10 protein-coding genes are annotated in these 13,254 nt (G+C 38.5%); 8 read left to right on the top strand and 2 right to left on the bottom strand.

Going from position 1 to position 13,254, the window contains the following annotated elements; translation table 11 throughout:
- Nucleotides 1–14: 14 nt before the first annotated feature.
- The 6 genes from NQ163_RS15960 (at nucleotide 15) to NQ163_RS15935 (ending at nucleotide 7,022) form a co-directional block, all read left to right on the top strand.
- Complete coding sequence (locus tag NQ163_RS15960) at nucleotides 15–923, top strand: hypothetical protein (protein ID WP_268191330.1); 909 nt, start codon at nucleotides 15–17, stop codon at nucleotides 921–923.
- Nucleotides 924–959: 36 nt separating this feature from the next.
- Entirely contained in the window at nucleotides 960–1,640 is a 681-nt protein-coding gene (locus NQ163_RS15955; RefSeq protein ID WP_268191329.1) for a hypothetical protein, read from the top strand.
- Nucleotides 1,641–1,665: 25 nt separating this feature from the next.
- A complete protein-coding gene (locus NQ163_RS15950) occupies nucleotides 1,666–2,418 on the top strand; it encodes a hypothetical protein (RefSeq protein ID WP_268191328.1) in 753 nt (250 codons plus the stop codon).
- Nucleotides 2,419–2,428: 10 nt separating this feature from the next.
- Nucleotides 2,429–3,145 carry a hypothetical protein gene (locus tag NQ163_RS15945; protein WP_268191327.1) on the top strand — a complete coding sequence of 239 codons (717 nt, stop codon included), beginning with the start codon at nucleotides 2,429–2,431 and terminating at the stop codon, nucleotides 3,143–3,145.
- Between the two features lie 19 nt (nucleotides 3,146–3,164).
- Entirely contained in the window at nucleotides 3,165–5,747 is a 2,583-nt protein-coding gene (locus tag NQ163_RS15940) for a gliding motility-associated C-terminal domain-containing protein (protein ID WP_268191326.1), read from the top strand.
- A gap of 210 nt (nucleotides 5,748–5,957) precedes the next feature.
- The gene (locus tag NQ163_RS15935) at nucleotides 5,958–7,022 is read left to right on the top strand and encodes a PorP/SprF family type IX secretion system membrane protein (protein ID WP_268191325.1); all 1,065 of its coding nucleotides are present in this window, start codon (nucleotides 5,958–5,960) and stop codon (nucleotides 7,020–7,022) included.
- Between the two features lie 151 nt (nucleotides 7,023–7,173).
- Here NQ163_RS15935 and rsmI read toward each other — a convergent pair whose 3' ends face one another.
- Nucleotides 7,174–7,887 (bottom strand): 16S rRNA (cytidine(1402)-2'-O)-methyltransferase, encoded by a 714-nt coding sequence (gene rsmI / locus NQ163_RS15930; protein WP_268191324.1) that lies wholly within the window; start codon nucleotides 7,885–7,887, stop codon nucleotides 7,174–7,176.
- A 3-nt stretch (nucleotides 7,888–7,890) separates the two neighbouring features.
- A complete protein-coding gene (locus NQ163_RS15925; protein ID WP_268191323.1) occupies nucleotides 7,891–8,583 on the bottom strand; it encodes a hypothetical protein in 693 nt (230 codons plus the stop codon).
- Between the two features lie 228 nt (nucleotides 8,584–8,811).
- Between NQ163_RS15925 and NQ163_RS15920 the strand changes: the two genes are divergently transcribed.
- Both NQ163_RS15920 and NQ163_RS15915 read left to right on the top strand, forming a co-directional pair.
- Complete coding sequence (locus NQ163_RS15920; RefSeq protein WP_120240707.1) at nucleotides 8,812–9,402, top strand: thymidine kinase; 591 nt, start codon at nucleotides 8,812–8,814, stop codon at nucleotides 9,400–9,402.
- Nucleotides 9,403–9,442: 40 nt separating this feature from the next.
- Nucleotides 9,443–11,914 carry a bifunctional UDP-N-acetylmuramoyl-tripeptide:D-alanyl-D-alanine ligase/alanine racemase gene (locus NQ163_RS15915; protein ID WP_268191321.1) on the top strand — a complete coding sequence of 824 codons (2,472 nt, stop codon included), beginning with the start codon at nucleotides 9,443–9,445 and terminating at the stop codon, nucleotides 11,912–11,914.
- Nucleotides 11,915–13,254 lie beyond the last annotated feature (1,340 nt).

Genomic DNA, 13,254 nt, shown 5'->3' with positions numbered 1-13,254 from the left:
TAAAAATATAAGACATGAAAAATATTTATAAATTATTAATAGCAATGGTTGTTTTAGTAAGCTCTACAGAGCTTGCTAAAGCCCAAAGTACATTTGAGAAACCTTATCCTGGTTCTACTCATAACTATAACTTCGATAATATTGATGCAGCAAGTACGACAACTTGGTATATTTCGAGAGCAGCTACAATAGATGCAGCAGCAATTACTTCTACTGATGGAGATTTTGCACATTTTACTCTTTCTACACCAGATGGAGCGACTGTAGCAGGGAATGATGGTAATTTAACAGGAACAGGAATTAATGAAGTAAAGATTGTTTGGAATGGAACTGCTACAGGAACATACTATTTATTCGTTAATGTTGAAAAAGATGGTTGTTCCAATGTAAAGGGTATCCAAATTGTTGTTCAGTCTGGTGAATTTAATGCTATGATTGCCGATGTAACCGGTTCAGCTACTCCAGGTTCTGTTGATCCTTCTGATCCAGCTAATGATATCACGAATAAGACGTGTCCTGATCAGACAACCATTAGCCCAATTGTAAATATGGATCCGGATAACTATAGCTTAGGAACTTCTAAACTTGTATATCGTGTGAATCGTGAGTTTACAAATACTACTAACGGATGGCAAGTTACATTCGATGCTTTAAGAGCTGGAGCTAGTATTACTAAAGTTGTTGATGCTGCAGGTACAGAATTAACTGCTGGTTCAATTGTTACAGTTGGTGGAACTCAGGATTACATTTTAGTTACTGTAACTGTTGATAATGAAATTGCAACGGCTGATGTAGTATTAACAATTAATAGTTTAGGAACTCAAGATCTTGTAACTTCTGCAACTGATAATGAAACTGCAGATAATAACGCAACTCATACATTTAGTACAATGCCAACAATTGGTACAATGGGTGGGAATTAATAGTTAATGAAAATAAACACAATATATAAGACATTTATGGCATTTGCCGTAATCATCCTCTCGCTTGCTTCGGCAAGCGGGCAGGGTGCTTATACTGTTGTGCTTAATTCTAAGGTAAAATATCATGTGCCGGCTAATGCCGAAGTTCAAACATATGAATGGAAAGTATATACCAATACAGCTCTTACAATAGAGGCTGATGCCTCAACTCAGTGCAAATTGACACCTGTAATAGGTGAAAGCAATGCCATAAACGTAGAATGGTTAAGCCAAGGTGATTACTTTATTACTTTATATGCAACGGGTACAAATGGTTGTACCAATATAAAAGCCTGGAAGTACACAATTGTGTCTTCACCGACAATAGAATTCAAAGAACTGGCATCAGATGACTGTCCTGATGCTGACAATAGTTTTGCTACAGAATTGATAGCAATGTTTGATTCGGGGACAGAATTGGCCGAATCGCAATATCCAGTTACGGTGAACTATCGTTTAGATGGTGATACTGCAGACCGTACTGCGACAATTAATTATGCAGACAAAATGCTTAATGTATTAGGCATTGTTGAAGATGAAAATAATGAAACAATTAATAATATAACCATTATTTCGGCAACGAATAAATATGGTGGTACACTAAATATTGTAGCTGGTAAAGGAGTTCATTCGAGAACAATATTTGCTTTGCCTACTGTTAGCGATATTGAATATTAAACAGAACTAATTATACTTACAAACTATGAAAAAACTATTAATAGCAATTTTGATGTGTGTAGTAGCAAGTTACTCTTCATTTGGTCAAAATGGAGAATTGATGACTGCAACTCACAATGTTTATTCAGGAATTACTCATACCTATAAAGTAACAGGTACTGATGATTTTAAATGGGAAGTATTTTCAGATGAGAATTGTACTACTCCGGTAGTAGCTGCTGCAAATACTTATACATTTTCTGCAGGAACCAATTTGACCAAAGATCTAACGATAACATGGAATGAACCAGCGGTTTCTCCAGCTACATATTACTTAAGAGTAAAGCAGACTGATGCTAAGAATTGTTACAACTATAAAACTTTAAGAGTAGTTGTAACTTCAGTTTCAACCATGGATTTTGCGTTTGTTAATGCAACTTCAGAAGATTGTGCTGTAAATATATCAGGTTCAAATGTAAGTTTTGAAGTGACTCTTACTGGTGATTACTTAGTTCATGAATCTGGAAAACAAGCTCAAATTGAATATGCTATTGGAACAGGAGCTAAGAAGTGGTTAAATGTTGATTTGGCTGGTGCAACTACTGGTGCAGGTACTTATACAATCACTATTCCTGCAGCAGATTTATTAAGTGCTGATGCAAAAGTAACAGAAAACTTTATCATTAATGTTTATCAATTGAAAGACGGTAATGGAGCCATTAAGGATTTCACAAGTACTCCTGTAACTCACACTTGGACTGCAACTGCACTTCCAACAATTGTTGACATTGCTTTTTAATCTATAGAAAATGAAAAAAATACTATCATTAATCATTTGTGTTGTTGCATTTGCCGGTATGGCAAATGCTCAGCAAAATCAAACTGTAACTTCTGGTTCGGATCATACCTATACGGCTAATCCACAGGCAGGGACTACTGCTGATCACTATGTATGGCAGTTAGTTGATGGAGCTGATGTAGCTGTAATTGATTTAACAGGAGAAACAGGAGTAACTCTTGCGATAAATTGGGATGCTGTTAATTTTACAGTAGGGCAAACTTACCGATTGAAATCCCAAGTAGTTGATGATAATGCCTGTATCTCTGAAGCTGTTTATGTAGATGTAACGATTGCAGCTGAAGCATTCGTGAACTTTGCGGCTGCTGCTACAAATGTAATAACCTGTTCTGATTTGAATGGTGGAGTTTCGGGTGGTCTGGCAGATCAAAGTTTATTCGAATTAGCATTTACTGGTGGAGTAGGACCATTTGAAGTAACCTATGAAATTAGGGATGCCTCAAATGCAGTTGTTCAGGGGCCAACTACAGTTCCTAATTTGAACAATGGAGATGATCTTACGATCAACAACAATTTCGTAAATGAAACTGGTGCTGATGTTGACTATACAGTAGTAATTACTGCTGCTAAAACAAATGATGGTGCTGATGTTACAGTTAATGCTGATAACTCAAGAACAATTACAGTTCATACTAAACCAGTTATCACAAATCTTACTTTAAACTAAAAATTAAGACTTGAAATAAATGTTCAAAACCTTACTACATAAAACACTGTTTACCGCACTGCTGATCCTCATGGGAGGATTAGCGGCTGTGGCGCAGCAGTATGTGGTAAAGGGAACACAGCTTAATTTTAAAGTTGATAAAATTGATGGTATTAAGTACCACTGGTCTGTTACAAATACTGCTTTGGGTTCGAGTTCAACTGTATTTTTGGCTTCAAATACTCATATATCAGGTGATTATCAGTTTAGCGATCCGGGTACTTACGAAGTAAAAGTTTATCCTGAAGATATCGGCACACACTGTTTTGGAGATGCCCTAACCATGCTTGTAGTGGTAGACGATGCAAGTCCAACAGCAGTATTCGAAGATCTTGAGGTGCCATATGTTTGTGCTAAAAACAATGGTGGTGATACAAATGGGAAGCTGAGTGTAACGGTTAATTATACCGGACCTAAACCTTGGACATTTAAGTATTCCATTGACAGAGCTCCTGCTGAATTGCCAGAAGGTGCAAATGAAATTTATACCAATTCATTTACTTTTGATTTGGAGATTCCGAATACAACAGGTAAAACGCACAGGGCAGAAATATTGCTTGTTGAAGCAAAAACTTTGAGCGGAATACCAGTCGAGGAAGATTTGGCAAATCAAACTTTGGAGGTTGATGTAATGGCATTGCCAAATACTGCATTTGGCGACTACGAACCAGTAATTCAGTCTGGAACCATTCATGCATATACAGCAACCATAGAGAAGAGTGAAAAATACGAGATTTTTGTTCCAGCTGGAGCAACAGTACTCAACGAAAGTGCAAGTCGTTTAAGCGATAACTTCCATAGTCAATTGAGCTTCGATGTTCAGTGGGCAGTAAAACCAGGAGATTATCAGGTGAAACTCATAGAAAGAAGTGCATTTGATTGTGCCGGTGATACCGTTTATGCGAATGTTACAGTTGTAGAATCCTTCTCGGTTGGTTTAGGAGCTGATTTGAGTTTCTGTGAGGGAGAAAGCAGAGTGTTAACTCCGGAAATTGATTTTGATGGAACCTACACTTATTTATGGTCCGATGGTTCTGTAAATAATACACTAGAGGTGAGAGAGACAGGTGTTTATTCTGTTACAGTTACCGATACCAATACAGGAAAACAATCGTCGGCATTTGTTAATGTAACTGTTTGGAAAGCTCCAACAGTCGATTTGGGACCTGATTATCAATTGGCCGATGCAGAGGTCTTAACACTTGATGCAGGAAATGCCGGGGCAGATTATTTATGGTCTACTGGTGAAACATCTCAAACCATTCAGGTAAATACGAGCAATACCTATGGTGTAACGGTTACTAATGCTAATGGTTGTTCGGCTTCCGATGAGATTGTGATTACAAGTGTGAATGATGTATTTGCAATTGACTTAGGTGATGATCAGGATATCTGTGTGGGTGATGAGATTGTTTTAAATCCAAATCCATCAATTTCTCAAAACTATACCTATTTATGGTCAAATGGTGCGGTAACTTCAACATTAACAGTTAGCGAATCTGGACTTTATACGGTAACAGTTCGCGATGATACAGGAAATGAGCAAACCGATCAAATTACGATTACTGTTCATGCATTACCAATTGTTGATTTGGGTGAAGATATTGTTCTGTTTGATGAGGAAAGTGCAACACTTGATGCCGGAGATGGTGGTGTTGGTGGATCTTATGAATGGTTGCCAAATGGTGAAACTACTCAAACCATTACCGTAAGCCATGAAAATGTATATTCTGTTCGTGTAACTAGTGCTCAGGGCTGTGTTGGAACAGATGAAATAAGCATTACCAAGCGAGAAGGTAAGTTTGCTGTTGATTTGGGTGCTGATATTGATAATGTTTGTTTGGGAGAGAAAATTTACTTGACTCCTGAAATTAAAACCAATAATGCAGACTTTACTCCAACTTATCGCTGGACTCCTTCAGAATCAACGGACGAAGGAATATATGTTGAAAAGAGCAGTAAATACTGTGTTTATGTAACCGATCAAAACGGAAATACCGAGGAAGATTGTATTGAAGTTACCTTCAATCCAACTCCGGAAGTAGATTTAGGTGATGATATTGTCTTAACAAACGGTCAGGTGGTTAACTTGGATGCTGGTGAAGATTTTGTATCCTACATGTGGTATGTTAATACAGATGTTGAAATTAAGCCAAGCGAAATTGATCAAGTTATTCAAGTAAGTCAAGCTGGAGAATATCGTGTAGAGGTAACTAATGAGTTTGGTTGTATTGGTAGAGATACAATAAATGTATCAACCAATGGAAGTCAATTCAATGTTTATTTACCAACAGGTTTTTCACCTAATGGTGATGGAAAAAATGACAAACTTGAACTTGCGGGTGATGTAGAAGAAGTGGAAACTATGAGTTTGACTATTTATAACAGATTAGGTCATAGAATATTCCAGTCAGTTCACATGCATCGCAGTAAAGGTGATGGATGGGATGGTACCTACAAAGGACAAAACGTGGATATGGATGTTTATGTCTATTTCTTGAAAGTTTCCTTTAAGGACGGAAGCCAAATGCAAAAACAGGGTAATATTACTCTGTTGAGATAGATTTGACCAATCGATTTTTATTGATGATAGTTTTTCAAATTGATTAGTTATATTTAAAGCGCCAAAGTGGATAGATATATTGTCAAATAAAATATTATAAAGTCTGGGTAATAAGGTAATATTACCCATTTTCATATTTTTTGTTTTTGGGGGTTTATGCCAATAAATTTGTGGTTTTTAGGGGTAAATGGCAAACCCAAATGAGTGTGTATGAGAAAGTGTATTCTTATTTTCCTGTTGATTATAATTTTGGGAGTTTTTAAGCTCTCGGCTCAACGTGTACACTCTTCTCAGTTCTATTCTATCCCCTTATTGTTAAATCCTGCGCTTACTGGAAATTCTGATTACAACCTTCGCGGAGGGATAAATTATCGTAATCAGTGGAATAGTGTTACCATTCCTTTTGTTTCCCAGGCTGTTTATGTGGATGGTAAATTGTCAACTCAATTGCTAAGTTCATCATGGATTGGAGTTGGTGGTATGATCTTTAATGATAAAGCCGGTGATGGGGGATTAAAAACTACCCAGGTCATGTTTGCTTCTTCTCTTAACAAGAGTTTAAATGCCGGGAATACGCTGTTCATACATGCTGGCGCAGGGATCGAAATGATTAATAAATCAGTAGACTTGAGTAAGCTAACATTTGGTGAGCAATTGGAAGGTGGAGATACGGGAGAGGACTTTATTTCTCAATCGCTATTCTATATGGACTTTTCATTGGGTATGCAAATGACTTATTTTAGAGGGAAAACAAAATATTTCATGGGAACCTCTGTAAGTCATATCAACGAACCAAAGGAATCATTTTATCGATACGAAAGTCAGGATATCAACTATAGTACCAATAACCTTAAAAGGCGATTTGCATGGCATGCAGGTGCTGAAAGTAGGATTAGTCCAAGAATGTATTTCAAACCTGAAATCATGTATACAACCGAGAAGAATGCCAATGAGTGGATTGCCGGGGCAAACTTCATGACTCTTTTCGGTAACAGAGGTACAATTTTTCATTACGGAATGTGGTATCGATTTACCCAGGATATCATTCCTGCATTTGGTTACGAGAGAAAACGATTAAAAATCATGCTAACCTATGATATCAATGTATCAGACTTGCAGGTAGCATCATCCAGTAGAGGTGGTTTAGAGGTGTCCTTAACCTACAACTACAACTATTCAAACCCAAGAGAAATTCGCAAGTTAAAACGTCGCCAAAAAGTCAAGAAACTAGGTGATAAGGCCATCTCCTGTCCTAAGTTTTCACACGAAGACTAAATTCAGTTATCAGTTATCAGTTATCAGTTATCAGTTATCAGTTATCAGTTATCAGTTGCGCTCTAAGCTAGAAGTTTCGTAACTTTGTTCACTGTTCACTGTTCACTGTTCACTGTTCACTGTTCACTGTTTACTGTTCACTGTTCACTGCTTACTGTCGATCTTTCTTAATATACTCCTTCTTTTTCTTTACGACAGTTTTTCCTTCTAGCACGATAACAATTTCACCTTTTACTGTTTTGGAGCTGAAGTGAGCAATTAATTCGGCTAATGTCCCCCTTGCATTTTCTTCGTGTAGTTTGGTCAACTCTCTCGAAACAGAAGCTTTTCTTTCTTCACCAAATGCTTCGGCGAATTGCTGTAGAGTTTTTACCAATCGATGAGGCGACTCGTAAAAAATCATGGTTCTGCTTTCTTCTGCCAGTTCATTTAGCTTACTCTGCCTTCCTTTTTTTTGAGGAAGAAATCCTTCGAAGCAAAATCGGTCATTAGGCAATCCAGAGTTTACCAAGGCAGGAACAAAAGCTGTTGCACCAGGCAAACATTCCACCTCAATTCCTTGCTCAACACAATGTTTTACCAGGAAGTAACCAGGATCAGATATTGCTGGAGTACCTGCATCAGAAATCAGGGCAACCGATTCGCCAGCCAAAATTCTGTTGGCAATATTTTCGGAGGTTTTGTGTTCGTTAAATTTATGATGAGACAAAAGGGGCTTGCTAATTTCGTAATGTTTTAAAAGAAAACCGGAAGTTCTGGTATCTTCTGCCAAAATTAAATCGACACTCTTTAAAGTATTAATGGATCGTATGGTCATATCCTCCAAATTTCCGATTGGAGTAGGAATAAGGTATAATTTTGACATTTTTTAGAATTTTCTTTTAGTAAGTTCCATAAACTGAATTACCGTAGGATTTTCGAAATCCCAGTTGGTGTTGTTTTTAAAGTGTTCCTCAAGAACACTAAAATTATTTGTTTCGTTAATGAATTTGATAATGGAATTGTATGCTTCCGTATTGTTTTCAAATAGTTCGCGAATAAATAAAAAACGATCGTTAATACCAATTGCAGTTTGGATATCGCTAAGCTTGTTGTTGATTAATTTTTCACCAATTACCTCTGTTGATTTCTTTTGCAGTTGGTCATTTAGTATTTCGTCTGTATCAGTTTTTTCTTCTTTTGCTTTTTCCGAGCTAATTACAATGGATTCCAATTTTTCTTCTGTTGAATTTTCTGATACAGTTTCTGTTTCAGTTTTTATCTCCACACTTTTTTTGATTACCTCCGTAATTGACTCCTTTTTTTCTTCACCATGAATCACTTTGGCTTCGCTACTTTCAGCATTTAACAAATCTACTTTTTCCTCTTTGGGAACAGAAGAATTTACTTTAGAAAAACCATCCTTCATGAATTCAAATTCTTTGGAAAGGCTTTCAATTCGATCTGCCAAAAGATTCAAACCTTTGTTCAAATCATCAGGATTGTTCTTGAAATGACCCAAAAGCTTTTGAATTTCCTCTGTTTTATTTTGGAGCAGCTGAAGTAGTAATTTATGATCCATCTTAATGAGCTTATTATTGATTTAAATTAAATCTATACAAAGAAACGAGATTTTTTTGATTTGATTGTTTTCTCTCTGCTAAGATTCTTTTCCTATTTTTGTATATCGATGTAACAACCATTTGAATTTTTTAAATAATCGCATAACAATGTCATTTACGCATTGAATGCCTTCCAATTGAATTGGAATACAATGATAAGTGGCAATAAACTACCTAAACTATAATAGATGTTTCTTGAAAATGATATAAACAGAGCTGGTCGACAGGGATGGATTGAGGTGATTGTAGGTTCGATGTTTTCTGGTAAGACAGAAGAATTAATCCGTCGCTTGAATCGTGCTAAGATTGCGCAACAGAACGTAGAAATTTTTAAACCTCATATCGATGTTCGTTATTCCGAAGATGAGGTGGTATCGCACAACTCAAACTCTATTCGATCAACTCCTGTAGAAACCTCTGCTAATATTTTACTATTGGCCAGCAATGTTGATGTGGTTGGAATTGATGAAGCACAATTTTTCGATGAAGGTTTGTCGGATGTTTGCAACGAATTGGCAAACCAGGGTGTAAGGGTAATTGTTGCTGGTTTGGATATGGATTTTAAAGGAAAACCATTTGGACCAATACCAAGCTTAATGGCTTGTGCCGAATATGTAACCAAAGTGCATGCAATTTGTATGCGTTGTGGAAATCTGGCCAATTACTCTCACAGATTATCAGAAGCCGAAAAATTGGTTTTATTGGGTGAGAGGGACGAGTACGAACCGCTTTGTCGTGAGTGCTACACCAAAGCCATAAATCATTCAGAAGCAAAATAGAATTTTAAATCATTAAGACATTTATTCAAAGCCTTGTTAAATGAGATCTGAACAATTGTACTCCATAGGATTGATAGCCCAAATTGTTGGTGGGGAAACAATTGGCAATGCCGATTATGAAATTCAATCCATATCAATTGACAGCAGATCTTTATACTTGCCTGAGGAAACTGTATTTTTTGCCATTGTGGGCGATCGCCACGACGGACACAAATACATCTCAGATTTGTACCAGAAAGGCGTCCGGGCTTTTGTAATCAGTAAGGATGATGAAAGCCTAAAAAAATATACAAATGCTTCTTTTGTTCGTGTCGAGGATACATTAAAAGCACTTCAGACACTTACAGCCAGGCATCGCAAGCATTTCAATTCTCCCGTTATCGGTATAACCGGAAGCAATGGAAAAACCATTGTGAAGGAGTGGTTGAATCAGGTTTTGCAGAATACCTACCGAGTAGTTCGTAGTCCCAAAAGCTACAACTCCCAGGTTGGAGTACCATTATCGGTTTGGAATCTGAATTCCAATGCGAATTTGGGGATTTTCGAAGCGGGAATTTCTCAACCCGAAGAAATGCAACAATTGGCCGAAATTATTCAACCAGGCATCGGGGTATTTACACACCTTGGCCAGGCACATCGCGAAAACTTTGAGAACAAACAACATTTACTATCCGAAAAGTTAAAGTTGTTTGCATCATGTAAGAAAGTGGTGTACTGTTCCGATGATACTTTGGTGGTGAATTCTTTTGTGGTAAATCTTGAACCCAATCAGAAGCAATATACCTGGGCCAGGAATAAACATGCATTTTGCCGAATTCTAAAGGAGAAACAGATCGGCAATCGAACACGCATTACCATTCAGGTTGGAAAAAATACCAGCGAGTTTACAATTCCTTTTACCGATCGTGCATCTGTAGATAATGCCATTACTACCTATGTTACCGCATTGGTGCTGGGCCTCGATGAAAGGGACTTGAAACAGGAAATGCTAAAGCTTGAACCGGTTGCCATGCGATTGGAAATTAAGGAAGGATTTGGCAATTGCACTCTAATCAACGACTACTACAATTCCGATTTGGGATCGCTCGAGATTGCCATCGATTTAATGAACCAACAGCAAACCGATAAGAAAAAATGCATCATCCTGTCCGATATCTACCAATCGGGATACACCGATAAACGATTGTACAAGGCGGTGGCAAAATTGGTTGCCAAGCAAAAAATCGATCGCATCATTGGAATTGGCGAGCGCATATCCATGCAGGCCGATTTGTTTGGCGATAATGCAATATTCTATCAGGATACCAATTTGTTTCTGTCGCAATTTAACCGAAGCAAGTTTCACGATGAGGTCATCCTGATAAAAGGAGCCAGGGATTTTCACTTCGAACGAATATCGAAAGCCTTGCAATTTAAGGCACACAGAACCGTTCTCGAGGTCGATTTAAATGCCATGGTACACAACCTGAATTATTTCAGATCGCTGCTTAAACCCCAAACCAAGCTTACTGTAATGGTAAAGGCATTCTCCTATGGAAGCGGATCGGTAGAAATTGCCAATCTTTTGCAGTACCACAGGGTCGATTACCTGGCAGTGGCCATTGCCGACGAGGGAGTGGAATTGCGTAATGCAGGAGTCAACATCCCCATTATTGTGATGAATCCCGAGCCGCATAGTTTCGAAACCATGATTGAGTACAATCTGGAACCCGAAATCTACAACCTGAAAATATTACACGAATTTCAGCAGGCTTTGCGTAAAAATGTGGTCAAAAACTATCCCATACACATAAAGCTCGATACCGGAATGCATCGCATGGGTTTTATGCAAGCTGAGCTCGACGAATTAACTGCACAAATTCAGAACAACGATCATTTCTATATCCGATCGGTATTCTCGCATTTGGCCGGTGCCGACGAGGAGCAACACGACGATTACACCCGTCATCAAATACAACTGTTCAAGCAATGGAGCGATACAATACGCCAGCATTTTCCTTATGCCATCGATCGCCATGTCCTAAACTCTGCAGGAATTGAGCGTTTTGCCCATGCACAATTCGAAATGGTGCGCCTGGGCATTGGTTTGTATGGCGTAAGTGCAGTGCATCAGGACAAGCTCATGAATGTTAGCACCCTTAAAACCACCATCTCGCAAATTAAAACCGTATCGAAAGAAAATACCATTGGTTACGGGCGCAAGGGCGTACTCGAAAAAGATACCCGCATAGGCGTTATTCCAATTGGTTATGCCGATGGTTTCAGCCGCAAGTTAAGCAATGGCCTTGGCAAAGTGTTGGTAAATGGCAAGCTTTGCCCCGTGGTGGGCAATGTGTGCATGGACATGAGCATGATAGACCTTAGCCATGTGCAAGCCAAGGAAGGCGACACGGTTACCATTTTCGGCGACGATTATCCCGTAAGCCAAATGGCCAATCAGCTCGATACCATACCTTACGAAATACTTACCACCGTTTCGCGCCGCGTAAAACGCATTTATCTTCAGGAGTAACTCCTGATATTCCCGCTCCAAGTGGGATTATCAAAAATCAACACATCAATATCTAATATTAATTAATAATTGGTGTTCCCCGTCGCGTTAAGCGCGTTTACCTGCAAGAATAATTTCTTTAATAGTACTTCTCCTGATATTCCCACTCCAAGTGGGATTATCAGTAAAAGCCGGTTGTTCTCAAAAATATTGATAATCTCACCCAAAGTGAGAATATCAAAATCAACTTATTTGAGGGTGTTATACCATTTAAATTTCTGTGTGAGCCAGTGGCGAAACAGAGAAATATTAAATTGAAATGCCGATATATAATTAGTTAGTTATTGAAAGTGGAACGCATCAATAACTAATACTAATTAATAATCGGTGTTCCCCTTCGGGTCGGGCTATCCGCTACAAGTCCTCGCTTCGCTGTGGGCTTTCCGCTGCTATCCCTAACACAGCTGCAATATCATCGCTGGCAATTGATAATTTACCATGCAAATAAATCAAGCCCTGCCATTCGCCTAGATTATACCCCTTTCTGCTTGACTTTTTTTGTCAAGCACCTATTCACTTCCGCCAATCGCTTAAAGAAGAAATGCTTCCAAAAACAACCTATCTGCAAACTATTGAGGTTTAGTGTTGTATGTTTTTATTTGTGATCTTATATTTTATAGTGTAGCTACAACGGAAAGTTTCAACCGATCGGCGGAAGATGGCAGCGGAGCGGCGGAAAGCCATAACCGAGTGGCGGAAAGCTTCAACCGAGCGGCGGAAGATGGCAGCGGAGCGGCGGAAAGTCTTTGGCTAAGGCCGGAAAGTGATTGGCTAAAGGCGGATTGTCTTTGGCTAAGGCCGGAAAGTGATTGGCTAAAGGCGGATTGTCTCTAGCTAAGCTCGGAATATGACTGGCTTAGGACGGACTGTCTCTGGCTAAGCTCGGAATATGACTGGCTTAGGACGGACTGTCTCTGGCTAAGCTCGGAATATGACTGGCTTAGGACGGACTGTCTCTGGCTAAGCTCAGAAAGTCTTTGGCTAAGTGCAAAATACTATTGGCTTAGTTCGGAATGTCTTTGACTATTGGCATTCATGCTTTAACCTCTTTCCTCTATGACCCTTCCTAAAATAGCTTGACAGATTATTACTGGAATTTTGGAAATATTAGATTGATTATTCCCAATTAGGTATTACACATTGAAGTTGTTTAGAGTCCTACTGGGATTTCGAGAGTGACTTATTGGTTTTCAGTGGCGAAGCTCTATTTTTTATTGCATAGCCGAAGTTACGTAATAAAAATTAGCTGATGCCAATGGAATCAAGATGTTGCTCGCAGTTTTTCAGGAGGACTTTAAACA

Source organism: Marinifilum sp. D737, assembly GCF_026672275.1.
Taxonomy (GTDB): Bacteria; Bacteroidota; Bacteroidia; order Bacteroidales; family Marinifilaceae; genus Marinifilum.
Note: the sequence above shows the minus strand (reverse complement) of the source record. Positions and strands in the feature narration are given on the sequence as shown.